General features: G+C 50.7%; 24 protein-coding genes and 1 tRNA gene. 17 read left to right on the top strand and 8 right to left on the bottom strand.

Going from position 1 to position 25,753, the window contains the following annotated elements:
* The coding region (locus MR847_RS00410; protein WP_287722554.1) for a hypothetical protein at positions 1-205 on the top strand (205 nt) is incomplete at its 5' end.
* Positions 206-284: 79 nt separating this feature from the next.
* Here the strand turns inward: MR847_RS00410 and MR847_RS00405 are convergent.
* The 4 genes from MR847_RS00405 to MR847_RS00390 all read right to left on the bottom strand — a co-directional run bounded on the left by MR847_RS00405 (position 285) and on the right by MR847_RS00390 (position 5,232).
* Entirely contained in the window at positions 285-911 is a 627-nt protein-coding gene (locus tag MR847_RS00405; protein WP_287722552.1) for an FKBP-type peptidyl-prolyl cis-trans isomerase, read from the bottom strand.
* Between the two features lie 36 nt (positions 912-947).
* Complete coding sequence (locus MR847_RS00400; RefSeq protein WP_287722550.1) at positions 948-1,955, bottom strand: RluA family pseudouridine synthase; 1,008 nt, start codon at positions 1,953-1,955, stop codon at positions 948-950.
* Between the two features lie 11 nt (positions 1,956-1,966).
* A complete protein-coding gene (locus tag MR847_RS00395) occupies positions 1,967-3,541 on the bottom strand; it encodes an NAD(P)/FAD-dependent oxidoreductase (RefSeq protein ID WP_287722549.1) in 1,575 nt (524 codons plus the stop codon).
* Positions 3,542-3,720: 179 nt separating this feature from the next.
* Positions 3,721-5,232 carry a FecR family protein gene (locus MR847_RS00390; RefSeq protein WP_287722548.1) on the bottom strand — a complete coding sequence of 504 codons (1,512 nt, stop codon included), beginning with the start codon at positions 5,230-5,232 and terminating at the stop codon, positions 3,721-3,723.
* 90 nt (positions 5,233-5,322) lie between these two features.
* Between MR847_RS00390 and MR847_RS00385 the strand changes: the two genes are divergently transcribed.
* From MR847_RS00385 to pflA, 5 genes are all read left to right on the top strand, one after another.
* Complete coding sequence (locus MR847_RS00385) at positions 5,323-5,613, top strand: hypothetical protein (protein WP_100426029.1); 291 nt, start codon at positions 5,323-5,325, stop codon at positions 5,611-5,613.
* A 1-nt stretch (position 5,614) separates the two neighbouring features.
* Complete coding sequence (ybeY, locus tag MR847_RS00380; RefSeq protein WP_100426030.1) at positions 5,615-6,115, top strand: rRNA maturation RNase YbeY; 501 nt, start codon at positions 5,615-5,617, stop codon at positions 6,113-6,115.
* Complete coding sequence (locus tag MR847_RS00375; RefSeq protein ID WP_287722546.1) at positions 6,115-7,449, top strand: hemolysin family protein; 1,335 nt, start codon at positions 6,115-6,117, stop codon at positions 7,447-7,449. The genes ybeY and MR847_RS00375 overlap by 1 nt, the downstream gene beginning before the upstream one ends.
* Positions 7,450-7,639: 190 nt before the next feature.
* Positions 7,640-9,883 carry a formate C-acetyltransferase gene (gene pflB / locus MR847_RS00370; protein ID WP_106519133.1) on the top strand — a complete coding sequence of 748 codons (2,244 nt, stop codon included), beginning with the start codon at positions 7,640-7,642 and terminating at the stop codon, positions 9,881-9,883.
* 8 nt (positions 9,884-9,891) lie between these two features.
* On the top strand, positions 9,892-10,641 hold the full coding sequence (gene pflA / locus MR847_RS00365; protein ID WP_287722542.1) for a pyruvate formate-lyase-activating protein: 750 nt from the start codon (positions 9,892-9,894) through the stop codon (positions 10,639-10,641).
* A gap of 58 nt (positions 10,642-10,699) precedes the next feature.
* On the opposite strand, the gene xseA is transcribed toward pflA, so the two are convergent.
* A complete protein-coding gene (gene xseA / locus MR847_RS00360) occupies positions 10,700-11,989 on the bottom strand; it encodes an exodeoxyribonuclease VII large subunit (protein ID WP_277002622.1) in 1,290 nt (429 codons plus the stop codon).
* Positions 11,990-12,043: 54 nt separating this feature from the next.
* Between xseA and MR847_RS00355 the strand changes: the two genes are divergently transcribed.
* The 5 genes from MR847_RS00355 (at position 12,044) to MR847_RS00335 (ending at position 16,792) form a co-directional block, all read left to right on the top strand.
* Complete coding sequence (locus tag MR847_RS00355; protein ID WP_287722540.1) at positions 12,044-12,442, top strand: hypothetical protein; 399 nt, start codon at positions 12,044-12,046, stop codon at positions 12,440-12,442.
* Positions 12,439-13,410, top strand: coding sequence for an OmpA family protein (locus MR847_RS00350; protein WP_287722539.1), 972 nt, complete (start codon positions 12,439-12,441; stop codon positions 13,408-13,410). Before MR847_RS00355 ends, MR847_RS00350 begins: the two co-directional genes overlap by 4 nt.
* On the top strand, positions 13,410-13,607 hold the full coding sequence (locus MR847_RS00345; RefSeq protein WP_100426036.1) for a type II toxin-antitoxin system Phd/YefM family antitoxin: 198 nt from the start codon (positions 13,410-13,412) through the stop codon (positions 13,605-13,607). The genes MR847_RS00350 and MR847_RS00345 overlap by 1 nt, the downstream gene beginning before the upstream one ends.
* Before the next feature lie 62 nt (positions 13,608-13,669).
* A complete protein-coding gene (locus MR847_RS00340) occupies positions 13,670-16,306 on the top strand; it encodes a cadherin-like domain-containing protein (RefSeq protein ID WP_287722537.1) in 2,637 nt (878 codons plus the stop codon).
* 72 nt (positions 16,307-16,378) lie between these two features.
* Positions 16,379-16,792: a hypothetical protein gene (locus MR847_RS00335; protein ID WP_100426038.1), complete on the top strand. Its 414-nt coding sequence runs from the start codon at positions 16,379-16,381 to the stop codon at positions 16,790-16,792.
* A 143-nt stretch (positions 16,793-16,935) separates the two neighbouring features.
* On the opposite strand, the gene MR847_RS00330 is transcribed toward MR847_RS00335, so the two are convergent.
* A complete protein-coding gene (locus tag MR847_RS00330; RefSeq protein ID WP_100426039.1) occupies positions 16,936-18,597 on the bottom strand; it encodes a diphosphate--fructose-6-phosphate 1-phosphotransferase in 1,662 nt (553 codons plus the stop codon).
* A gap of 62 nt (positions 18,598-18,659) precedes the next feature.
* Between MR847_RS00330 and MR847_RS00325 the strand changes: the two genes are divergently transcribed.
* Together MR847_RS00325 and MR847_RS00320 are read left to right on the top strand one after the other, a co-directional pair.
* Positions 18,660-19,382 (top strand): DUF1573 domain-containing protein, encoded by a 723-nt coding sequence (locus MR847_RS00325; RefSeq protein ID WP_100426040.1) that lies wholly within the window; start codon positions 18,660-18,662, stop codon positions 19,380-19,382.
* Between the two features lie 79 nt (positions 19,383-19,461).
* Positions 19,462-19,535 (top strand) — tRNA-Pro (locus tag MR847_RS00320).
* Between the two features lie 56 nt (positions 19,536-19,591).
* Here MR847_RS00320 and gatA read toward each other — a convergent pair.
* Positions 19,592-21,007: an Asp-tRNA(Asn)/Glu-tRNA(Gln) amidotransferase subunit GatA gene (gene gatA / locus MR847_RS00315; protein ID WP_100426041.1), complete on the bottom strand. Its 1,416-nt coding sequence runs from the start codon at positions 21,005-21,007 to the stop codon at positions 19,592-19,594.
* Positions 21,007-21,333 carry a DUF4321 domain-containing protein gene (locus tag MR847_RS00310; RefSeq protein WP_100426042.1) on the bottom strand — a complete coding sequence of 109 codons (327 nt, stop codon included), beginning with the start codon at positions 21,331-21,333 and terminating at the stop codon, positions 21,007-21,009. Before MR847_RS00310 ends, gatA begins: the two co-directional genes overlap by 1 nt.
* Positions 21,334-21,529: 196 nt before the next feature.
* Between MR847_RS00310 and thiC the strand changes: the two genes are divergently transcribed.
* The 4 genes from thiC (at position 21,530) to MR847_RS00290 (ending at position 25,539) form a co-directional block, all read left to right on the top strand.
* Positions 21,530-23,131, top strand: a complete 1,602-nt coding sequence (gene thiC / locus MR847_RS00305; protein ID WP_287722534.1) for a phosphomethylpyrimidine synthase ThiC — start codon at positions 21,530-21,532, stop codon at positions 23,129-23,131.
* Between the two features lie 5 nt (positions 23,132-23,136).
* Entirely contained in the window at positions 23,137-23,649 is a 513-nt protein-coding gene (locus MR847_RS00300) for a hypothetical protein (protein ID WP_276993450.1), read from the top strand.
* On the top strand, positions 23,637-24,395 hold the full coding sequence (locus MR847_RS00295) for a hydroxymethylpyrimidine/phosphomethylpyrimidine kinase (protein ID WP_276993446.1): 759 nt from the start codon (positions 23,637-23,639) through the stop codon (positions 24,393-24,395). Before MR847_RS00300 ends, MR847_RS00295 begins: the two co-directional genes overlap by 13 nt.
* A 253-nt stretch (positions 24,396-24,648) precedes the next feature.
* A complete protein-coding gene (locus tag MR847_RS00290) occupies positions 24,649-25,539 on the top strand; it encodes an IS4 family transposase (protein ID WP_276993444.1) in 891 nt (296 codons plus the stop codon).
* Positions 25,540-25,753: the final 214 nt, after the last annotated feature.

Below are 25,753 nucleotides of genomic sequence, written 5' to 3'. Positions count from 1 at the left end.
CCCGCAGGGTACGCTCAACGCAAAATCGACCGGGCGGCATCGGACTTGTGTGGATGACGTCCGGATTTGGGGCCAGATACGGGTTCTAGGCGGCCCGCAGGAGCGGGAGGACCGGGCGGGACTTCTTGTCCAGTCCCATGTGCATCTGCCTGAGCAGGGCTATCTGTGGCGCAATCTCGTCCATCGCCACAAATATACATTTTAGTGATGACAAATTATGTCATTTTAAACTTGTCAACAACCATTTGTGGGAACAGAGCCAATTTAAAACAAAGAAAACGGAATTAGTTTTCCTTGTTCTTTTTTTTGCACTTGCATTCGTGATTCGGGTCGTCATGGTGACCACCGCAGCAGTGATGTTCACCGTCTTCGTCGTCATGTCCTTCGCCGTGGCAGCAGCAGTGATCGCCTTCTTCACCGTCTTCATGACCTTCGCCATGGCAGCAGCAGTGGTGCGGTTCCATCATTTCCTTGATCTCTGCTTCGGTCATGGTTTCTGCCTGCATCACTTCGATGTCAAAGTGCAGAGTTTTACCGGCGAGTTCGTGGTTCATGTCGATCATCACGTTGTCGCCTTCGACCTTCGAAACGGTGAGCGGCATCGGACCTGCCGGAGTATTGGCGTAAAAGACCATACCCGGTTCAATCTTGTCGGCCTGGAATGCGTTCTTCGGAATGGCGCGGACGAGTTCCGAATTGTATTCGCCGTAGCCTTCTTTCGGAGCGACGTCCACGGAGAACTTGTCGCCCACATTCCTACCGGTCAAAGCCTTTTCGAGACCCGAGACAATCATGCCTTGGCCGTGGATGTAGTTCAGCGGATCTTTGCCGACGGAAGAATCAATCACTTTGCCTTCGTCATCCTTGAGCGTGTAATGGATGGCGACTTTTGTGTTTTCAGTAATGGGCATGTGTATGTTCCTTTGGGGTTGTATGTGTAAAACTTTTTATTTGCGTGTTGGATTTTTCGGAGCGGATTTCTTGCGCAGATTGCGCAGTTCCTTGATGACACACTTGAGTTCCAGCGGAAGGGCGGAATCGATGCCGATCTTTTCGCCATGCCATTCAAAGTCAAGACGTGCGCTGTGCAAAAAGAGGCGCTTCAGACCAAAGTTCTTTTTGAATTCACGGTTCAACGAGAAGTCGCCGTAACGGCTGTCGCCGATCAACGGATGACCGATGCTTTCGAAGTGGGCGCGGATCTGGTGCATGCGTCCGGTTTCGAGGTCAATCTTCACGAGGTCGTAACCGTCAAAGTGTTCCTTGACCGCATAATGCGTGACCGCGTTGATACCTTCCTTGGTTCCGGTCTTCATTTTGGCACCGGCCTTGGAATCGGTGCGTTCGAGTGTCGTGTTGATCGTACCGCGTTCCTTATCGAGGTTTCCTTTGACGAGGGCGAGATAAGTTTTTTTGATCTGGTGCTCGCGGAGCATCTTGGTGAGTTCGCGGAGAGTGTCGCCGTGCAAGGCGGCCACGAGAAGCCCCGAGGTTTCTTCGTCTAAACGGTGTGCAATCGTCGGCTTAAAATCGAGTTGCTGATCGTTGCCCCACTGCCAGAGCATTTCCACCAGGCTTTCGCCTTTGCGCGTGCCTGTTCCCGGCTGACTTGGAATTCCCGACGGCTTGTCGATAATCACAAAGTCTTCTTTTTCGAGCGCAATGTTCAAGTTCTGCTCCACAAAGTAACGTTCGGAGAACTGTGGCGCGGTACCCCAGGCCTTTTTCACCGGAGCTTCATTTTCGTTTGCAATGCTCTTAAAGTTTTCGTAAATGTCGACCGTATCGCCTTCGTGTAGCATCTGCGGAGCCTTGGCGTGAACTCCGTTCACACGGACTTTCTTTTTGCGCAGAATGGCGAAGAAGGTGGAAAGAGGTTCGTTTGGAAATGCCTTGCGCAAAAAACGGTCAAGGCGCATGTTTGCAAAATCACGATCGATAACTCGAGTAATCATAATCTGATGTCCTAATCTTTCGCCAGACGAACACGGTTCGAAAGTTTAATGCCGTCCGCCGCACTCGTCACGATGCCGCCCGTATAACCGGCACCTTCGCCGAGAACAAAAAGCCCCTTTGTCGAAACGCTTTCGAGCGTATCCGTATTTCGCACAATGCGCACCGGGGAACTGGTACGGGTTTCCGGTGCAACGATCAAGCCTTCCGAAATGAAGCCTGGAATCTTGCGTTCGAACTGTTCAAAACCGTCGGCGAGCGAATCGCAAATCGCATCGTCTAAAATGTCGCGGATCGAGCAGGGGACAACGCCCGTGAGGAATGTGCTCTTCGGCAGGGCAGAATCTTTTTTTCCGCTGAGGAAAGCCTTGATTGTCTGAGCGGGAGCGGTGTAATCCTTGCCGCCGATTTCAAAAGCTCTCTTTTCAAAACGGCGCTGCATTTCGATGCCGCCAAAAAGGCTTTCGCTTTTTTCAACCGGGACGACGATAGCTCCGTTGGCAAGCTTCCCGTTGCGCTTGCTGTAGCTCATGCCGTTTGTGGCCAGAGTTCCGTTTTCGGAGACGCATGGGACAAGAACTCCACCCGGGCACATACAAAAACTGTAGGCTGCTGAAGTCTGGTTCAAAGTCTTTGCGGTCAAGGCGTATTCCGCACTGCCGGTCAGGTTTGTGTTGACGTTTGCCCCGTACTGTCTCAAGTTGATGAGCGACTGCGGATGTTCGACTCGAACACCCAGTGCAAACGCCTTGCTTTCTTCTTCAACGCCGCGTTCGTGCAAAAGCTCGTAAAGGAAACGCGCCGAATGTCCCGGCGCGAGCACCAGGTTATCGACGTTCTGCCAAGCCCCGTTGAACTTCGCCTTGGAAATATTTCCGTTCGAAAGTTCAAAATCTTCGAGGGCGGTGTGAAAATGCACTTCGCCACCGAGCGATAAAAATTCTTTTCGCAGAGAGCGCAACAAAGGAACCAAGCGGTCTGTTCCGATATGCGGTTTTGCAAAGGTCAGCACATCGCTAGAAATTCCGAAATGCACCATGTCCGCAAGGACGGCGCTTGAAAATACGTTGCGAGAACGCGTGTTCAGTTTTCCGTCGGAGTAAGCTCCTGCGCCGCCTTCGCCAAACAGAACGTTTGAATGCGGATTGAACTTCCGGTCAACTGTAAAGCGGTGAATGTCGCCAAAACGCTCTTCTACTGGGCTTCCTTGTTCGTAAAGATGTACGCTAAAACCTTTGCGCTGCAGGGAAAGCGCAGCCCAAAGCCCGGCGGGGCCTGCGCCGACAACCGTGACATGCTTGGACAGCAAAACGGAATCTTTCAAAGGATCGCTGTCTAAAGTCTCTGCCTTTTCCGTCGCCGGAACGAGCCAGTGCGTCGGGTGCAAACGCTTTGCCGTTTCAAAACGGACGTTGTAACTCCAGTGCGGTGCACCGCGTTTGCGGGAGTCAAGCGCAAAACGTTCCACTTCCAAGTTCAGAATGGCGTTTTCATGGAGGCCTGTCGCATGGGCAAGCGCCGGTAAAATTTCGCCTTTCTTTTCGAGCGGAATGGAAAGTTCTCTAAAATGGTAAGCGTTTAATGACATGAGCCCTTAATTTAGAAAATGAGGGGAGAGGGAAGTTCTTTGTAAGTAAAAAGGACATTCATTGCCGCAAGAATTGTGAGTGAGGCCTATCGGAAAAATGTACCCAAGGGTGATCACTTGGATACACTAAAGAAAAATGCCTGAGCCAAATAAGGAATTGGTGATTTTTAACCAATCCCTTAAAGATTGCAGAGGAACGAATCGGAAATTTCGGAACGATTCCCGGCCTCGTCTTCCACAAGAATTCTGTACTTGCGGTTGCCGCTGAGCATTGGAAGGCTTGCGCTTGGAATGTCCTGATTGTGTTCCGTCTTGAATGCCGGCATGCCATCGACGAATTCTTCGATGACGACCTTGCTGTTGTGCGTTCCGACAAGGCTATAACGGATTTCACACTTGTCCGCATTCGCCCCGATAATGCTGAGCTTCGGCGGGAAGGAAACCGGGATGGAATCCCGAAGGGTCTTCTTTTTGCTTTGGAGCGTCACGTAAATGAACTTTTCGGTCCAGCTGACGTTTGGATCGCGCGGTCTAAAGGTGTAGCTCACATGACCGCCTGCTTTCGGCGTGTTCAGGTTCGGGGAGGTAACGCTTCCGAGCGAAACGGTGACCTGGGCGTTCGGATCTTCGCTGAAGAAGTCCGCATTCACCGTGATTCCTTCGACCGTGTTCATCGAAAGTTTGCCCTGTTTCTGAATCCGGATAAAGGCGCTGTCGTCGTTGCTCGTCTGCTTCACGTATTCCACGTTTGCTTCCTTGCAAAGAACTTCGGCTTCTCCTTGGGCGCATTTTACGCGAATACGCTTGGTGCCATAGGACTCCTTGTCCCAAATCACAGGAACGTCAAAGGTTCCTTCCTTCGACATGACCGCATCGATTCCGTTGACTCGGACGAGAACCGAGTCGGCGCACTTGCCTGAAACGTGGACTTCCGTTGCGGTGACGATGCTCGGCAGGGGATCGAAAGTGCAAGGATTTTGAAGGCTCGCATTCTTTGCGGCGAGATCCTTCGCTTTCTTTTCGAGATTGTCGGCTGTAAAGGTATTGTTCTTGCGTTCCTGGGTGATTTCCTTGGCGAGTCCCTTGGTGCCTGCATTCGGCGTTTTGAACTTGTGCATCGGCTTGCCCTTTTCTTGCACCAGGGTTTCGCCTCCGCTCAATTCCATTTCCTGTCCGGTCGTATCGGTAATGAGCATTTTACCCGTTTCGAGCGAAACGACGGTTCCTGCGGCAGAACCTTCGATAAAGCCGTTCGTGCCGCGGATTGCAGCGGTAGCGGTGCCGGTCTTGAATTGGAACTTCTCGTTGGATTTCTGTTTTTGCACGTCAAAGAAGACGCGTCCCGTGCGGATTTCCACCGTTTTGGTCGTCTCGTTCTTCTGATTGACCGCGTTTTCAAAGAGGATGGTCGTGTTTTCTTCGATGGTAATCGAACTGCCGTCAGAAAGAGCGATCCCCGCTTCGCTTTCAACAAGGGTTCGAATCAGGTCTTTTTCATGGACTTTGAGCCCGATTCGAAGGGGATTCCAGTTGCTTTTGGCCTTTTTCTGGACGGTGACTTCTCCCAGAATGTAGCGGACTTTACCGACTGAGCCTGAATTGCCCGCGGCAAAAGTCGGAAGAATGAAAAGACTGCCGGCCAGAAGCGTTCTTGCGAAAAGACGGCTAAATGGAGAATGGAATTCGTTCAAAATCTCCCTCCTTGGGGCGTTGCCTTACTATTTTGGCAATATAGATTTTTATCTTTACAGGTAGTTTGTCAATTTTTTGAAGAGGTGATTATGGATACAGAAAATCTTGAACCGACCGTCGAATATACCGACGAAGAAACCGGTGAACTCGTTATCAAGGAACTTGCGAAGGAATATTTGAGCAAGGGCGCTTGGTCCACGATGATGTTCCTGTATCAGGATCGCAATGCGAAAACAGGCGAATTTGGGGAGCCGAAGGTCTCGATCCGCCGTTACCAGAAGCAACAGGGCGTCTTCAAGCAGAGAAGCAAGTTCAACATTTCGAACAAGGAACAGGCGAAGGCGATTATCACTGTTTTAAAGAAGTGGTACGAACTCTAATATGAAAAAGGAATCTCGATTACCGAATTTCCAGGTCAATCTTCTCGCAGAAAAAGAAGGCGAAGAGTTCCCGTGGAAGGCTCGTCTAGAACCGCTGGCCCGCAAGGTCTTGATTGAAGAAGGCCACCCGGAAAACGTCAATATCGTGATGTGCTCTGACCAGATGGTGCGCGAATTGAACCATCAATATCGCAAACTCGACAAGGTGACGGATGTCTTGAGCTTTGAATGGCACGAAGACTATCTTCTAGGTGAAATCTATATCGCCCACGATCAGGTCAAGCGCCAGGCGCCGAAGTTCGGCAACACGTTCTACATGGAACTCAAGCGCATGATTGTCCACGGTCTTTTGCACCTTTCGGGCTATGACCATCACACGGTCCCGGAACGCGTTGTGATGCGCCGTCGTGAACGGGAAATTCTCGGAATCGATCCTTATCGTCACGGAAAGAAAAAAACGGAAAAGACGGCGAAAGCCGCCCAAAAGAAGGGGAAGAACTGATGCCCTTTCTGACGTGGGTAGATTGTGTTACCCCTTGTATTGTTTTCGCGATTCTCTTTTTGTTCCTCTCGGGACTTTTCTCGCTGATTAAAATCGTATTCCTCGCTCTTTCGGTAACGACAGAAAGCGAAGAAGATGAAAAGCTCGTGAAAAAGGTGAATGCCTTTGTCGATGCTCCGGGCTTTAACGAAACCGTTTCGATCGCCCGCACCGTTTTGAATGTAGCAGCTGGCGTTCTCGGTTTTGTCGCAGCCTACGTTCTCACGGAAGGTTTTTACGGAAAGCCGATTCTCGGCGTTGCGCTCTATACGGTGCTCGCCGGTTTCATCACGTACTTCTTTGTGATTCTCGTCCCGAACATGTTCGGAGCGGTCAAGCCGGAAACCTTCTCGCATATTCTGCTTCCGATTTACAAGTATCTTCGCTTGCCGTTTATGCTGGAAGCAAAGCTTGCCAATATGCTGTATTTGAAGGTGCACAAGGCTTTGGGTTACGATTCCAAGTTGAGCTTCCTTTCCGAAGACAAGCGTGACGCTCTGCAGTCGGATCTTGATTCGGACATGTCTGATGAAGACGAAGACGCTCTCGATGAAGACGAGCGTCAGATGGTGCTGAACATATTTGACTTTGTGGAAACTCCGGTGCGTGAAATCATGACGCCGCGCGTAGACATGGTCGCCATCGACATTACGTCGAGCCTTGAAGAAACGATTCAGGTCTTGAACGAAGAACGCCATTCCCGTGTCCCGGTTTACCGCGAATCGGTCGACAACGTCATCGGCGTTCTTTCGGCACGCGACTTCCTCGAATGGTACACGGAACACGGTTCTGAAAAATTCGATTTGCAGTCGCTTTTGAATCCGGTCGTCTTCGTGTCTCAGCAAAAGAAGATCGACGATCTTTTACGCGAACTCCGCGAAAACGGCAATCAGCTTGCAATCGTTGTCGATGAATACGGTGGAGTCGCAGGTCTTGTGACTGTCGAAGATATCGTTGAAGAAATCGTCGGTGAAATCAAGGATGAAGACGACCTCGAAGAGGATGCGATGATCCAGAAGTTGAAAGATGGCCGCTACATTTTCAATCCGCTGATTACTCTTTCCGATTTTGAAGATGCGACGGAAATCGAGTTGAAAGAACCGGAAGGCATTCATGTCGAGACCGTTTCCGGTCTTATACTCGCAAAGCTCGGCACGATCCCGTCCGCCGGCGCCGAGGTGGATATAAGCGGTTACAGGTTCCGAGTCTTGCGCATGGAAGGCACCCGAATGACCAAAGCAATGCTCATTCCGCCCGACAAATTGACGCGCAAAGTACAGGCGATTTCCCAATAGTCAAGCCTTTTAGTCACAAAAAAGCGCCTAATTGGATTGCTGTGAGGGATTCTACATTTTTGTAGGATTCCTTCCGTTTTTTAAAGAGAAAACGGCAACGGAAGACGAAAATAAGTTCCCATAAATAGCCTAATTTCCTATATTATTGCTGCTGTTAAAATCGATTAAAAATAAAAAAAGGAGAATCGTTATGATTCAGAATGAAGCTTGGGAAGGCTTTGAAGGTCGCATTTGGAAGGAAGAAATCAATGTCCGCGACTTTATCCAGAAAAATTATAAGCCGTACGATGGCGATGAAGAATTCCTCACCGGTCCTACGGACGCCACGAACCAGCTCTGGGGAGCTCTCCAGAAGCTTCAGAAAGAAGAACGTGCCAAGGGTGGCGTGCTCGACATGGATACAGACATCGTTTCCTCGATCACTTCCCACGCACCGGGCTACCTCAACAAGGATTTGGAACAGGTCGTCGGTCTCCAGACCGATAAGCCGCTGAAGCGCGCATTCATGCCGTTCGGTGGTATCCGCATGGCTGAAGAAGCTTGCGCGAACTACGGTTATACTCCGTCTCCGAAGCTCCACGAAATCTTCACGAAGTATCACAAGACTCACAACGACGGCGTCTTTGATGTCTATACTTCGGAAATGAAGCTCGCTCGTCACAGCCACATCGTGACCGGTCTTCCGGACACTTATGGCCGTGGTCGTATCGTCGGTGACTATCGTCGTGTCGCTCTTTATGGCATTGACTTCCTTATTGCAAAGAAGCAGGAAGACAAGGATAACTGCGGCGATGGCACGATGACCGATGACGTCATTCGTCTCCGCGAAGAAATCTCTATGCAGATCAAGGCCCTCAAGGAATTGAAGGTCATGGCCGCTTCTTACGGCTTCGACATTTCTCAGCCGGCTAAGAACGCGAAGGAAGCCGTGCAATGGCTCTACTTTGGCTACCTCGGCGCTATCAAGACCCAGAACGGTGCCGCCATGTCCGTCGGTCGCGTCTCTACGTTCCTCGACATTTACATGGAACGTGACCTTGCTAAGGGTCTCATCACCGAGCAGCAGGCTCAGGAACTCATCGACCACTTGGTCATGAAGTGCCGCATGGTCAAGTTCGCTCGCATCCCGTCCTACAATGCGCTCTTCTCGGGTGACCCGGTGTGGGCGACTCTCGAAGTTGGCGGTACGGGTGTGGATGGCCGTCACATGGTCACCAAGAACGACTTCCGCTTCCTCCACACTCTTGAAAATATGGGCCCGTCTCCGGAACCGAACCTCACGGTTCTCTACACGAGCAAGCTCCCGGCAAACTTCAAGAAGTATGCTGCTAAGATTTCCGTGATTACAAGCTCGATCCAGTATGAAAACGACGATGTGATGAAGCCGGTTTGGGGTGATGACTACTCCATCTGCTGCTGCGTCTCTGCAACTCAGACTGGTAAGGAAATGCAGTTCTTCGGCGCTCGCGCTAACCTCGCTAAGGCATTGCTTTATGCGATCAACGGCGGTGTCGATGAAAAGAGCGGCGAACAGGTTGGTCCATCCCTCTGCCCGATTACTTCTGAATACCTCGACTATGATGAAGTCGTGAAGAAGTATGACGCTATGCTCGAATGGCTCGCGAAGCTCTATGTGAATACTTTGAACGCCATCCAGTACATGCACGACAAGTACTACTATGAAGCCGAAGAAATGGCTCTCATCGATACGAACGTGCGTCGTACCTTCGCAACCGGTATCGCTGGCTTCTCTCATGTGATCGACTCCCTCTCTGCTATCAAGTATGCAAAGGTGAAGGTCATCCGTAACGAACAGGGCCTCGCTATCGATTACAAGACGGAAGGTGACTTCCCGAAGTATGGTAACGATGATGACCGTGCCGACAATATCGGTGTGGAACTCCTCCACAACTTCGTGAATAAGATCAAGAAGCATCACACCTACCGTAACTCTGAACCGACCACCTCGATTTTGACGATTACGTCTAACGTCGTTTACGGTAAGGCTACGGGTGCTATGCCGGACGGCCGTAAGGCTGGTGAACCGCTCTCTCCGGGCGCGAACCCGAGCTACGGTGCAGAACAGAACGGTCTCCTCGCTTCTCTCAACTCTGTTGCGAAGATTCCGTACCACTGGTCTCTCGACGGTATCAGCAATACCCAGACGATCAACCCGAGTGCACTCGGTCATAGTGATGAAGAACGTACGAACAACCTCGTTCAGGTTCTCGACGGTTACTTCGATCAGGGCTCTCACCACGTGAACGTGAACGTTTTCGGTCGTGAAAAGCTCATTGACGCTATGGAACACCCGGAAAAGGAAGAATACCAGAACTTCACCATTCGCGTGTCTGGCTACGCTGTTAAGTTCATCAACCTCACGAAGGAACAACAGATGGACGTTATCTCTCGTACCTGCCACGAAAGAATGTAATTGTTACAATGACGACTGGGCGCATTCATAAACTGGAAACTTTTGGTCTTGTGGATGGCCCTGGCGTGCGGTGTGTTGTGTTTACGCAAGGTTGCCGCATGCGTTGTCGTTATTGTCACAATCCGGAAACTTGGAATGGCTCCGAAGGCGGTACCCTGTACACGCCTCAGGAGCTTTTTTCTTTGGTTTATCGCTACAAATCTTACTGGAAGAATAATGGCGGTGTGACCGTGAGCGGTGGCGAGCCGCTTCTCCAGTTGGATTTTTTAACAGAATTTTTTGAAATTTGCAGCGAGCATCATGTCCATACGGCTTTGGATACGAGCGGAAATCCGTTTGAAAATACTCCAGAGTATTTGGCTAAGTTCGACCGTCTTTTGGCGGCAACATCGATTGTTCTTTTGGATTTGAAAATGTTCGACAGCGAGGGTCATAAAAAATTGACTCGCCAGCCGAATGAGAACATTTTGGAGATGGCTCGTTATATTTCGGACAAGAACATCCCGATTTGGGTACGGCGCGTTCTTGTTCCTGGACTCACTGACAGCGATGAAGATTTGACGAACACCTACGAGTTTATTAAGACGCTTCCGTCTGTCCGTCGCGTTGAAGTGCTGCCGTATCACGCTTTTGCCATTCCCAAGTGGCAGGAACTCGGCATTCCGTATTCGCTGACGGATGTCCTGACCCCGACGCAAAAGCAGATCAAGCATGCGGAAGATATTTTGCATGTGAAGGATTTTCCGGACTATTCGTAATTGATGGAAAAATGAAAAAAGAAAGGCTTCGCGTTTGCGAGGCCTTTTTGAGTTAGAATTACTTGGCGATTGCCTGGACATTGCCGTCGGCGAAGTGCATTAAAAGTGCGTCGCCGGGTTTGACGTCGCTCGCGTTTTTGATGAGACCGTTTTTGCCCGTGGTGTACGAGTATCCGCGGGAAAGGATTCGCTTGGGATCGTTTGCTTTGACCTTTTCTTCGACGAGTTCAAACTTGGCCTTTTGCAGGGCGATGATCTTTTGCACGCCAAAGCTTAAACCTTCGATGTCGCGGCGGAGTTTTTCGCGTTCGCGTTCGAGCGTTCGCGCCGGGGCGCGCGCAATGTCGCGAGCGATCGCGGAAAGCTTTTGTCTTTCACTTGCGAGACGCTTTCCGAAGAGTGTGGAAATGTTCGTTTCGGTGCGGTGCAGGCGATCCTTGGATTCCGAGAGCTTCCGCTGGGAAGCGGTAGCGATTTGCAGCAGAACTTCGCGCAGGGAACGCTTGGCCTCTTCGGCGCGGGCGACAAGGAATTTGGCACAGTCCGTTGGAGTAATGCAGCTGCGGTAAGAAACCTGGTCGACAAGACTTTCGTCAATCTGGTGACCGATTCCTGTCAAAACCGGAACGGGGAAGAGTGCAATCGCGCGGCAGAGCGCTTCACTGTCGAAGTAGTTCAGGTCCGTTTTGGAGCCTCCTCCGCGCACAATGCAGACCGCGTCAAGGTCTGGAATGTTTTGAAGCTTGGCGAGGGCGGCAAGAACGGTCGCCTCTGTTTCGTTGCCTTGCATTTTGGCGTAGCCCGGAATGACTTCAAAGGAAAATCCCGAGTGGGCGAGAGTGGTTGTAAAGTCTTTGAAGGCGGCGGTCGTTTCGCCCGTAATCAGCCCGACCTTTAACGGCAAGGCTGCAAAGGGAAGCATTTTGTTGCGGTTCAGCAGTCCTTCTTTTTCAAGACGCTGTAGAATGGCCTGCTTCGTTTTGGCGAGTTCTCCGATGGTAAAGTTCGGGTCGATGTTTTTGACGTGGCATTGGAATTTTCCGCTGCCGATGTAGAAGTCCGCTTCGATGAATAAATTGACCTTGAGCTGCTCTTTGAGAACGAAGGGCATCGGGAGTTCTGCAAGGCGGGCTCGCATTTGGGCGTATTCTCCGGCGTACATATAAAGGTCGATTTTTGCAACCGGTTTAACGTCGTTTTCGGGGAATTCGGCGAGACTCATGTAGACCATTCGCCCGCGTTCCGTAATCTGTGTAATGACGCCGTTTACCCAAATCGGGGGGATTTGTGACGTTATCATTTTTTTTACAGCAGAAAGGTACTTGCTGACGGCAAAGGTTTTTTCCATAACCTTCACAATATGTATTTTTTAAGAAGGTTTGTCTACGAAGCCTAAAGGAGTATGACGGTGAAAGCAAAATTTTTAATCTGCGGGCTATTTGTGATGCTTGCCGCCGGCTGTGCCGGAAACAAGGAAATGCTCACGATTTCCATCAACGAAGCGGAAGGCATGCATCGTGCCGCTCAGGCAGAAGGGATTCAGTCCGCTGCGACAGTCCAGGGTGAAAAGGATTTGGCGAGCGCAAAGCAGCTTTCAGAAGAAGGCAAAGACAACGCAGCTTTGGACGCAGCAGAACATAGCCGCTTACTGTATCGCTTGGCTTTTGCCGAAAAGGATGCGAAGGACGCCGCGCTTGCGGACTCGACCGCTTCCAAGGAACTCCAGGGCGACCAGGAATCACAAAAGCTTTACCAGACGATTCTCGATAATGAAACCCAGGACAAGGAGGCTGCACAATGAAATGGATGAAAATCTTAGCCTCGGCTCTTGCCCTTTCGACATTCGCTATCGCACAGGACAATTGCTTGCAAAAACTCGATGTGCTTGAAAAATCTTTGCCACAAGGCTCTGCTCAGATCCGTTTGACGATTGCCGAAGCGAGAGCCTCTGCCGCTGCGGTTCAGGCGTTGAAGGAAAAGGATCCAAAGGATCCGCGCATCGCTTCGAAGGAAGAATCCTGCCAGATTTACACGCAGATTATCGAAGCCCAGATCGCCGCTCAGAAGTCTCGCAATTCCCTTGCGGAAAACCGCAAAAAACAGCTCGCCGTCCGTGACTCTATTCGCCGTATTCAGGAAAAGATCGGTGAAGTGCGCAGCGGTCGTGCTTCAAACTTGGAAGAAGACCTGCAGGCGGAACGTGCAAAGCTCGCCCAGACGAATTCCGCCATGGATTCTGCGATGACGGCTGCCGCGGAACGCGAAGCGCTTCAGGCGGAACTCGCCAAGGCTCGCGAAGATTCCCTGAACAAGCTTTTGCAAGAAGAACGTGCCAAGGCGGAAGCGCGCCAGAACGAGGCGAAGAACAAGCTGAACGAGTTGCAGTCCAAGCTGATTCAGGTGACGGAAGACGCTCGCGGCATTATTCTTTCGATGTCGGATATCCTTTTTGACGTGGATAAGGCATCTCTCAAAGCGGATCTGAAAACGAGCCTTGCCCGTGTCGCAGGGATTTTGACCGTGTACCAGGAACTGAATGTATCCGTGGAAGGCCATACGGATAATACGGGCTCGGAAGAACATAACCTGAAGCTTTCGGAACAGCGTGCCAAGAATGTCTTGGACTTTTTGGTGGAACAGGGTATTGATGCGGGCCGTTTGACCTCCAAAGGCTTTGGCATGAGCAAGCCGGTGGCAGACAATGCGACCAAGGAAGGTCGCCAAAAGAACCGCCGCGTGGACCTGGTGATCAAGGACAAGGTTCTCTAATGGCGAAGATCGTTTCGGCGATGGAAGCGCGCAAAGGATTTGGCGATTTGCTGAACCAGGTCGCGCTGAAAGGGGAGGATGTCGTGATTGAAAGAGCGGGGAAACCCCTTGCAAAACTCACATCCGTTTCGGATTCAGGGCCACAAAAACTCGATTTTCGCGATATTTCGCGGTTGCCTGGAGAAATTTGGGAATAAACTTGCAAAAAACATACAAATTCCTAAATTTGTATGTAAGATTGTAATCGAAGGAGATCGTTATGAAATTATCGACAGTTGGATTTGCTGTTTTGGCCAGTGTCGGTTTGACTTTTGCTGCCACGGATACTGTGTGGACGGCAGCGGAAGGGGACGGCGCTATGGCTCCGGCCTATTGGTATGGATACACGTATGGCACGGGAGCTTCGCTCGATACGAACATCGTGAACTCTTACCGGGTGATTGATTACACGGTGTCGACATCAAGCAATAATGGCGCTGGTTACAGCCTCACGTGGAAGCAGAATGCGGCTTATAAAGATACGGAAATTTCCCTTGCAAGCTACAAGGGTGTCTGCTTGACTTACAAGGCCGATTATCCTGTACGTCTGGACTTTAGACAGTCGACGATTACCGATGACAATTACTACGGAACGCTCCTTGCCGCTTCGGCAAATTTCAAAAAGTATTTTGTCGCATTTGCTGATCTTGTCCAGGATTGGAAGTCGACGACAACGATTAAATGGAATATAGATAAGCAACTCGGCATGCAGTTTTCTTACAAGAACACTTATGCTAAAACCTATGGATCAAAGACCAATACTCTGACTCTTTCTTCGATCATCTTGAGCGATTCCTGTGTTTCCTATGCCCCGGTCCTTTTGGAACCATATGCAAGCAACACGAAGCCGTACACTCTCCTTGAAGTGGATACTCTTTCCCTTCCGCTTTCTAAGATCTTCTACGATGAAGACGGCGATGATTTGAAAATCAGCGTAACGGTTACGAATGGCTCTTTCATCTCTTTGTTGGAAAAGGAAGAGAGCTTCTCCTTAAATGATACCCTGCATTTCATCGCAGCGGCAAATAAGACTGGCGAAGCGATCGTAACGCTGAAGGCGAGCGATGGAAAGAATTCGGTATCCTATTCCTTTACCGTCGACGTGCAGGATCAGGACAATGCTCCGACGGCTGTGAATGATACTTACTCGGTGAATGAAGACGACACACTGAAGGTAACTTACAAGAACGGTGTTTTGGTGAATGACTACGATGTGGATAAAAACGGATATACCATGACCTTTGTGGATTCCACTTCTCATGGAGTGTTGACTTTGGACGTGTCGGATGGATCCTTCACTTATGTCCCGGTATCCAACTACTGCGGTACAGATTCTTGGACTTATAAGCTCACAGATAAAACGGACTTGCAAAGCTCCAAGGCGACGGTGAAAATCCAGGTGAAGTGCGTGAACGACGCTCCGACGGTACAGGTCCTCGATGAAGATTTTCTTAAGAATCTAGTCTTTCAAGAAGATTTCGCGGACACGGCGATTGCTTTTAGCAGTGCACAGATCCTTTTTAAAGATGTGGACGGCGATGACATTACGATTGGCGCTTATGGCGATGATTTAATCCATGCTGGAGTGACGACTGTGGGATCCAAGCATTACATTGAATTCAGTCCAGTGGATGATGCCTACGGGACTGCTACGGTAACGCTCTATGGAACCGATGGAATGGATACGGCAAAGGTGAACTTCCATGTGACCATTGAATCTGTCGCAGATGTACCGAAGGCTCATGAAGATGAATACGAGATGTATGAAGACAGCGTCGTGACGATTGCTGCGAAGAAAGGTGTTCTTGCAAACGATGTGAATCCGGACGATTCGACGGATGTGCTGCTTGCTTACCTTGTGACCGATGCCGCTAATGGTAAGGTTAATCTGAAAGAGGACGGTTCCTTCACCTATACGCCGGATGCGGATTTTGTTGGCGCGGATTCCTTCTCTTATGTGGTCGTGAACTCTTTGGGCGATTCTTCGAATGTCGCTACGGTTCGCATGAATGTTGTGGACAGAAACGATGCTCCGGTCGTTGCAATCGATACGGCTGCATACGATACGCTTGTCCGTGCAGAAGACTTTACGTCTCCGATTACCTTCACGGCAACGGAAACAAAGACTTGGTTTACGGATCCGGACGGCGATAAGATTTACCTGAGCGTCGAAAGTGATGACGGCAAGCTGAATCCGTCGATTTCGGCGGCTGGTGTTGTGACGCTCAAGTCGGTAAGAGATGCGTTCGGGGATGCCTATGTAACGGTAACTGGAGCGGATGGCATTTCGGGATCTTCGAGCTTCAAGATCCACGTGTACTTGACTCCGGTGAATGACAAACCGAGAACGACGATCGATACTCTCGTTCTCATGGAAACTCATGATTTCGTTATTGAATTGGATTTGGACACGCTTATTTCGGATCCGGATGAAGAACCTCTTACGTACAAGGTCACGAATGCTTCGGGAGTCTTTAGCACGGATCTGGATGGCTCTATCTTGACCATTACTCCGGCAGTGGTAAACGATACGATTCTTGAAGCCCTGTATGTGGTACGTGTCCAGGCAACAGACTCTTCGGGAGAATCTTCCATTTCGGCAATCTTTATCGACGTCGGTGGTAAGCTCGGTATTGCCCCGAAGATGACCTTGGCAAAGAATTTGTCTTGGCAGCAGGCGATTGCCAAGACTCAGGGTTTTGCAAAGCTCTATGACATGAAGGGTCATGTGCTGTGGCAGGGACGTCTTCCGGCTTCGGAATCCGAAGTCCGTGAAGCGGCAACGCGTGCTGCGGGTAAGACTGTTCTGCGAGTCAATCGTTCTCAATGGATGTTGAATTCGGAAATTCTCCGTTAAGCTTCTAAATGAAAATTCACGAAGTGCCTTAGTGCAATCGACTGAGGCACCTTCTTTTTTAAAAGAGGATTTATGATTCAGTTTTCGACACTCCTAAAAATGGTTTGTTTCTGGATGCTTGCATGGATGACATCCTGTTCTAGCTACAACAAGCATCAGGATGAAGCCGATAAAAACGGTCCGGTAGATTGCGTGGACCTTCACGTTAGAAATGCGGAATGGCATTTCATAGACCGTGGCGTGCGTTTCGATGTGTTCGGTACCTGCAAAAAAGGCATGCGCCATGGAAACTTCCGCTTCTTTGCCGACGGTCATGAAGTTGCAGTCGTGAAGTATTCCAAGGATTCCGAAGTCAAGGTGAAGTGTGCTATCGCGAAAAATTCGATGCCTGTTTCTTTCCAGGAATGCCTTTCCAATATCCATCCGCGGGAAAGTTCTTCGACGGGTTCTGTTGGAGGCTCTGTCTGGGATCAGCCAATATACTAATCCATGTTTTGTATTGCGTATAAATGAAAAGAGAGACCGAGCGGTTTCTCTTTTTTGAAAATGCAAGTTTTTATCGCCAAACAATAAAAAAGAGAAGTCTTGCGACTTCTCCTTTTAATTCTAAAAAGAATTGTGTGAAGATCTTACTTGACCTTTGCGCCGCGTTCGAGACGGATCGTGAACGTGGTCTGGTCAGCGACTTCGCTCGGACCCCAATACTGGATAGGACCCGGGTAGGTGTAAGATTCAGTCTTAGCCCAGACGTCGCGGTTCTTAGCGAGGTACTTGAACGGAGCCGCATCGAGCTTCACGAGAGCCTTCTGGATAACCGGCTTGTCTTCACCGTGACGACGTTCCATGTTCATCATCATGGTGATAGGAATGCCACCAGCGACCCACTTGTCAACTCCCTTCGTGAGGTCGCGGACAGAGCTCATATAACCGTTGAGCTTGTGGTAAGCGAGAACGGAAGCGGTGTAACCGAGGCTGTAGCAGTAGTCCGCATCGAAGTTCGACGGAGCTGCGCAACGGCCTTCGTAGCCAAAGAAGTGGTTCAAGGCAGAGAACTTGCCCTTGAAGTTCTTGCGGCTCTTGAGTTCCTTCTTGACCATTTCAATGATGAGCTTTTCGGTTTCGATGAGGGAAACCTGAACGTTTCCATGGCTGTCGCGTTCAAGCATGAGCTGAGCCTGAATGCCAGCCGGGAGGCTCTTGAGAACTTCAGCAGAAGACTTCGAGACCCACTGGGAGAGCTTTTCAACCTTAGCAGCGGTGTCGAGGTCTTCGACTTCCTTTTCATGGTGAGCGAGAGCTTCGGAGAGTTCGGAAATGAGAACGCCAACATCCGGGATGAATTCGAGGAGGCCTTCCGGAATGAGGGCCACGCCGAAGTTCTTGCCGTCGGCAGCACGGGCAGCGACGATGTCTGCAACGTACTTGATGACCTGCTTCAGCTTCATCTTCTTTTCCTTCACTTCTTCGGAAATGAGGGTGATGTTCGGATGAGTCTGGAGAGCCGCTTCGAGAGCGATATGGGAAGCAGAACGACCCATGAGCTTGATGAAGTGCCAGTACTTCTGAGCGGAGTTCGCATCGCGCATGATGTTGCCGATGAGTTCCGAGTAGGTCTTCACAGCGGTATCAAAACCGAAAGAGGTTTCGATGTATTCGTTCTTCAAGTCGCCGTCGATTGTCTTCGGGCAACCGCAGACAACGCAGGATGCGCCCTGAGCCTGGAAGTATTCGCCGAGAACTGCAGCGTTCGTGTTGGAGTCGTCGCCACCGATAATCACGATTGCATCGAGCTTCTGAGCCTTAGCCACAGCGAGACACTTCTGCCACTGTTCTTCAGTTTCGAGCTTGGTACGACCGGACTGGATGATATCGAAACCACCCGTATTGCGGTATGCGTCCATGAGCTTTGCGTCGATCACCTTGAACTTGCCGTTTTCGAGACCAGACGGACCGCCGAGGAAGCCGAGAAGCTTGCTCTTCGGGCTGATGCTCTTGATACCGTCGAAGATACCAGCGATCACGTTGTGACCACCCGGAGCCTGACCACCGGAAAGAACGACACCGACGTTCACCGGACGAGCGGCAACAGCCTTGGTAGCCTTCTTGAGGGAGATGTACGGAGCACCGTAGGTGTTCGGGAAGAGAGCCTTGATTTTCTTCTGGTCGCTGACGGATTCAGTTGCCTTACCCTTGTTGAGGGCAACCTTGAGAGCGCCGTTACGAAGAGAGGCTGGGAGCTTCGGCTGGTAGGCCTTGCGAGCCTTGCCGAGAACGGACAGATTGTCGGACATAATGTACCTCTAGGTTTGATTATAAATCCGCGGAAAATATAGAATTTTGTATTTTCATCGATATGAAAAAATTCCAATTATTCCTTCTTTCTTTATTTACTTTTTCCGCTCTCACATTTGCCGATGACGTCATTCAGTTTGCGACTGATCCGTATGAACTCGGAGAAATTCCGCAGGGCGAATCTCGCCATGTGAAAATCGGTGGCGCAAATGTTTCGAAGGAAACGGTGAAGATCGAAACAGTGCTCTGCCAAGGTGTGGGATGTTCAAACTTCAAGTTTCCTAAAACCGTGAACCCGCGTGACCCGGTGAATATCGAATTTGATTATTCGACAGCAACGCTCGAAGGCCAGATTGCAAACGTCATTGTAATTGTGGAAACGAATGGCAAAACGCATCCGCTCTCGATGCAGGGATTGGTGAAGGCTCCGTTTGTCTTTAGCGAAAAGATGTTTGACGCGGGCTATTATAAAGCGGGCGAAAAACGCGAATGGACTTTCTACGTCTGGAGCGAAGACAAAAAGACGCGCCCGGATTTGGAACTTCCCCAAGAATTCTCCAAGGAATTTTCGGTACAGATGAAGAACGTTTCGTTGAACGTGGAAAAATTCGACGCGATTCAGGAAGGCGGCAAGGTTCCTGGCCAAAAGATTACGCTCAAGACCAAAGGCCTTGTGAAGGATCCGAAGCTTAAACAGAAGAGCCTTTCGAAGATCGTTTCGTTCAAGAGCCAAAAACATCCGAAGGCAACTCCGGAAGTTCTGATTATCGGATATTGGAACTAAAGCCTTGTTCGCAAGACGAAAACGACTTGCAAAAAGGAGCCGTTTAAGTTAAATTTGGGGCACCTTGCAACGCAAGTTGCGGGCTGTAGCTCAGTCTGGTAGAGCGCTTGAATGGGGTTCAAGAGGTCGTTGGTTCGAATCCAATCAGCCCGATGAACAAAAAAGTTCCTCTCTTTCGAGAGGAACTTTTTTGTTTTAAACCGGAATGCTTAGACGAGCTTTTCGCCTGCAGCAGCAATCGAGAGCAAGTCCGCTTCTGCATACGGCTTGCCGATCCACTGGATGTTCACGGGCAGATCTTCGGACTTGCCGCACGGAACGGAAATGCCCGGAAGGCCAGCCAGATTGAGGCTTACCGTGTAGATGTCGGAAAGGTACATTGCCATCGGATCGCTTTCGTTTGTTCCGCGCTTTAGCGGAAGGCCCGGCATCACCGGGGAAGCGATCACGTCGCAGGATTCGAAAGCTTTGGTGAAGTCGTCCGAGATCAGACGACGGACCTTCTGAGCCTGAACGTAGTAGGCGTCGAAGAAGCCGGAGCTCAGCACATAGGAGCCGAGCATGATGCGGCGCTGCACTTCCTTGCCGAACGCTTCGCTGCGGGACATGGCGTACAGGTCGTAAAGGTTCTTCGCTTCCTTGCTGCGGTAGGTGTAACGTACACCGTCGAAGCGGGAAAGGTTGCTCGAAGCTTCAGCAGTTGCGATGATGTAGTAGCTCGCAACGGCATAGCTGATGTTCGGCATGGAGATTTCTTTCAGAACGGCGCCTTCGGCTTCCGCTTTTTTCAGAACGTTTTCGATCGCGGACTTGCAGCCTGCGTCGAGACCTTCGGCGAAGTATTCTTTCGGAACGCCGATGACCTTGCCCTTCAGGCTTTCACCGATCTTGCGCCCGAAATCTTCTGTCGGACGCTGACTTGTGGTGTTGTCATGGATGTCCTGACCGCAGATGGCGGAAAGAACTGTAGCTGCGTCCTGGACGTTCGTCGACAGAGGTCCGATTTGATCCAAGCTCGAAGCGTAAGCGATGAGGCCGTAACGGGAAACGCGACCGTAGGTCGGCTTGAGACCGACGATGCCGGTGCAAGCTGCCGGCTGGCGAATCGATCCACCGGTATCGCTACCGAGGGCGACAGGAACCGTGCCCGTAGCGACGGCGACGGCAGAACCGCCTGAGGAACCGCCTGGAACGCGGTCCTTGGCGACCGGATTTTCAACAGCGCCAAAGTAAGAGGATTCATTCGAAGAACCCATGGCGAATTCGTCCATATTCGTTTTGCCGACGATGACTGCACCCTGTGCTTCAAACTTTTCGACAGCAGTTGCGGTGTACGGGGCGACGAAGTTTTCGAGGATCTTCGAAGCGGCCGTGGTACGGGATCCTTCGAGGCAGAGGTTGTCCTTGATGGCAACCGGAATACCGTCGAGAGCGCCGAGAGTCTTGCCCTGTGCGCGGCGTTCGTCGCTTTCCTTCGCCTTCTGCATAGCGCGTTCAGTGAGGACAGAAATATAGGCGTTCAAACCTTTATTCTTTTCAATCGATGCAAGCGATTCTTCTGCGAGCTTGACGGCGGTAGTTGCACCGCTTTCAAGATCCTTCTTCAATTCCTGGATGTTTTTCATTAGCGTTCTCCGGACCATTTCATAATATAGAGGCCGACGACGAGGCCGACTAGGCTCATCACGTTCAACTTGAGCGCAAGGCCAAAGGAAATCTTGATCATGTACAGATTCAGCACAAACGGTTCCATATCCGATCCGTCGCCCGTGTTGAACGCCCAGAACGGTTTCACGAAGAAGTTGTGCACGATATTGTTGTAGCCGCCAGCGTTCATCAGCTCACCGAGCTTTCCGAAAACAAAGCCGAGGCATTCGCCAAGGACTCCGCCGATGATGAGGCCGAGGACAACAAAGAGAAAAAGTCTTCCAAAGCTATTGTTGCGCGACATGTCGTGTGTCCATTTTTTGTCAAAATATAAAAAAGATGGGCACTCTTCCGTGAAAGGAGTGGCCTTGAAACTGCAGGAAATAGAAACTCCAGATGGGATTTGCTATATTACGGTCGGTACAAATAGGGGTGCTGGCGAGTGCTGGCTGAGATTATACCCTAAGAACTTGGTTCGTAATCGAGCAAAAGGAATCTGTATGACAGAATCTTCGAAGTTTTTTAAGCCCTTCCCACAGTCTCACCGTATCTATGTTCCGGGAAAGCTTTTTCCCGATATCCGCGTATCCATGCGTGAAGTCGAAATTTCGGATCCTCTGACCCCGAAGCTCGGCATTTACGATACGAGTGGACCTTATGGCGATCCGCAGAAAAAGATCGATGTGAATCAGGGAATTGAAAGGATTCGAAAGCCGTGGATCGATGCGCGTAAAAAGAATGGCGAACCTCTGACGCAGATGCAATATGCGAAGAAGGGAATCATCACGCCCGAAATGGAATACGTCGCTATCCGTGAAAATCAAAAGATGGACGTTCTTTTGGGTGAAAACGGCTCGTCGATAACGCCGGAATTTGTGCGCAGCGAAGTCGCCGCAGGTCGTGCCGTCATCCCGTGTAACCCGAATCATCCGGAATGTGAACCGATGATTATTGGGCGCAACTTCTTGACGAAAATCAATTCGAACATCGGAAACTCCGCGGTGGCCTCTTCGATTGAAGAAGAAGTGGAAAAGATGGTTTGGTCGGTGCACTGGGGCGCGGACACGGTCATGGATCTTTCGACAGGCAAGAACATTCACGAAACGCGTGAATGGATTTTGCGCAATAGCCCGGTTCCTATTGGAACGGTTCCGATGTATCAGGCGTTAGAAAAGGTGAACGGCATTGCCGATCATCTCACGTGGGAAGTTTTCCGCGATACGCTTATCGAACAGGCGGAACAGGGCGTTGACTATTTTACGATTCACGCAGGACTTTTGCTTTCGTATGTGCCACTCGCGTTGAAGCGCACCACGGGCATTGTGAGCCGAGGCGGTTCGATTATCGCCCGCTGGTGCATGGTGCACAATCAGGAAAACTTCCTTTATACGCATTTTGACGAAATCTGCGATATTCTTGCGAAGTATGATGTTTGCGTTTCTTTGGGCGATGGGTTGCGTCCGGGTTCGACTGCGGATGCCAATGATGAAGCCCAGTTCTCGGAACTCGACACGCTCGGAGAACTCACGAAGATCGCTTGGGCAAAGGGCGTTCAGGTTTTGATCGAAGGTCCGGGCCACGTGCCGATGCACAAGATCCGTGAAAATATGGAACGTCAGGAACAGATGTGCCACAATGCGCCGTTCTATACGCTTGGACCTCTCACGACGGATGTCGCTCCGGGCTATGATCACATTACGTCTGCAATTGGTGCCGCGATGATCGGCTGGTTCGGAACGGCGATGCTCTGCTATGTGACTCCGAAGGAACATTTGGGCCTCCCGGATAGAGACGACGTCCGCGAAGGCGTGGTTACGTATAAACTAGCAGCCCATGCGGCAGACCTCGCCAAGGGGCATCCGGCGGCTCACTTCCGCGACGACGCGCTTTCTCGCGCCCGCTTTGATTTTCGCTGGAACGACCAGTTTGCGCTTTCGCTCGACCCGGACCGCGCAGTGGATTTCCACGATGAAACGCTCCCGGGCAATGGTGCCAAGGAATCGCATTTCTGCTCGATGTGCGGACCGAAATTCTGCTCCATGCGCATCTCTCGGGATATTCAGGAGTTTGTCCGGACGGGAAAGCTTGCGAAGCAGGAATAATCTTCATGCGCTACTCCCTGTTTTGCAGCGAAGAAAGTTTTGTCGATGAAATCGATTTAATCGAAAAAATTTCCGCTTTGGGAATGGAGCATTTATACGTACGGAAACCGCGAATGGACGAACGGGCTTTGGGGCGTTTTTTGCTCGCCCTTCCCGAATCGGTTCGCGCGAAAACTTTTTTGTACGGCTTTCCGAGTGCCGCTCAGGAATTTGGGCTTGCCGGAATTTTACAGCCACTGGAATGGATTTTGCAAAATGAAAAAGCGGTATGGAACTCCGGCGTTTCACTTGGGATTTTGCTTCACTCCATAGAAGATTTGCCTAAGCTTTCTGCGGAAATTTCAGCGAGAGTCTCGACTTTTCTTTTGCCCGAAAAAACGGAAAATGCTGGCGAAAACGGCTTTGTACTTTGCGATGCGACGGAAATCCCGGCGGGAGTGCGGAATGCGGCAATCGTTTCGGGAATTTGGGAGTTTGCGGATCCTGTTTCCGCATGGAAACGCTTATGTCAAAAATGAATTTTGCGGTAACGGTCGCGGGCTTTGATGGCAGTGCTGGAGCTGGGATTCTTGCCGACATCAAAGCGATGCGGGATTTTGGGGTTTATGGCGTCGCGGCTTGCTCCGCACTGACGGTGCAGAATGAATGTTCGTTTGAAAGCCCGGGATTTCTTCCTGCCGAACGCATTTTGGAACAGCTGGACAAGTTGCGGGAAGTACGCGAATATCGCTTTTACAAAATCGGGCTTGTGCGCGATGTGGAAACGCTCCGTCTTATTGTCGAATGGATTCGTTCCCACAGTCGGGACACCTTTATCCTTTGGGATCCCATTATGGCGGCATCCGCCGGATTTCGTTTTTTTGCGGAAGCCGATGCGGAAAAATTCAGGGCGGTCATGGCGCAAATCGATTTGATCACTCCGAATCGTTTGGAATTTGCCTATTTGGGATTTGCCATTTCGGGGGAAAGCTTTGTTCCGTTTTGCCCGTCGTCGGTTCTTTTGAAGGGCGGTCATGCGACCGGCGAAGAGGCGGTTGATATTCTTTGGTGGCGGGGGAAACGCTACGAGTTTAGCTCTCGCCGATTGGTCGGAGTCGATAAGCACGGCACAGGCTGCACCCTTTCGGCGGCGATTCTCGCCAATCTGACTCTTGGAAAATCCTTGCCGGAATCTTGTCAGGCGGCTAAGCTTTATATGGAAAATTTTTTGGTGGGCGGCGAAGGACGAATCGGTTGGGTGGATGATTTTGTTCCGACGTCGTAGCGGTAGTTCTCAGTACCCATGTGATATAGAGTTCCTTTGAATGATATTCCATCCAGAAGAATCTTTTGACATCATAAACTCATACCCAAAGGTTGGAACTTTCCAACGATCGGTAATTGGATCATACGCAATGGCAATAACTTGAAGGACACTACAATTCATTCCGTTTCACAATTGTCCTAAACAGCTAGGGACAATGTAAAAAAAGTGTCGGTGTTTTTATTAGAATTTTTATTAGCAAAAAAACACCGATATGCCCAAATATACACAAAAAAATCGTAGGGCCAAGGGAATTTCCTGCCGCAGCCTGCTTGCGACCATGGTTTTCGCAAGCCTTGCAAGGGCGGACTCGTTGAAGCCCACTGTCAAGACTCTGGAGACCATCGGCGGTTCACTGCCGAACCTCGGCATCGAACGGGTCCCGTCGCGTTCGAATCTGGGCTACTGCCTCGGTCACCGTCCGTCAGGGATATTCCGCGAGTTCTTCGAGGCGTATGCGTCCGCGCTTTCGAAAAAACTGTACGGCAAGCGTAAGCCGAACAGGCTGAAGAGGAAGGTGTTCAGCATCGATTCCACCATCATACCGCTCTGCCTGTCGCTTTTCGACTGGGCGAGGTTCCACCACAGGAAAGGGGCGGCCAAGGCCCATACGCTGCTAGACCATGACGGGCTGATACCTTCCGTCGTGCAGGTGACGTCGGGATGCGAGCACGACGCCTCCGTATTCGGGAGGATGCTGGACGATCTCGCGTGGAAGCTGCTCCCGGGCTCGATAGTGCTCATGGACCGGGGCTACGCCTGTTTCGACCTGTTCCGGAAAATGTCGGACATGAAGCTCGTGTTCGTCACGCGGCTCAAGAAGAACATGGCGTACGAGGTCAAGGAGGAATACGTGCTTCCCGACGTTGACGGCCTGGTTTCCGACAGGAAGGCCGTTTTCCAGAGCCTGAACGGCAGGGAATGCGGCGAGCTGCGGCTTGTCACGGCTCTCAGACCCAACCTGTTTCGCTCCACCCCGCTTGACATCTGGCTTCAGAAGCCGTTCGCCCCTCCGGACGAGTCCGAACCGCATGTCCAGCTGAGCCTTTTCCCGCCCGGCTTTCTAGGACAGCAGACGGGGCGGCGATGTAAAATTTCACCCTAGTGGCGTCTGCACCAATGATTTTTTTGGGATTTATATATAAAATTCCACCTCGATTTGCTTGGTTGGTGAGCTTGTCGAACCATGGTTAGCGACTAGTAATCAGAAGGTAGTGGGGAGTTGGAAATATAGGAGAAACGGCTAGCCAAAATGCAAAACACCTCGCAACCTGCGAGAAAAATCACTTTATGAAAAAACGTTTCTCTTTAAAAGGGAG

The organism is Hallerella sp., assembly GCF_022776125.1.
GTDB lineage: Bacteria > Fibrobacterota > Fibrobacteria > Fibrobacterales > Fibrobacteraceae > Hallerella > Hallerella succinigenes.
The sequence above is the reverse complement of the archived record's forward strand: the minus strand, read 5'-3'. Positions and strand labels throughout refer to the sequence as shown.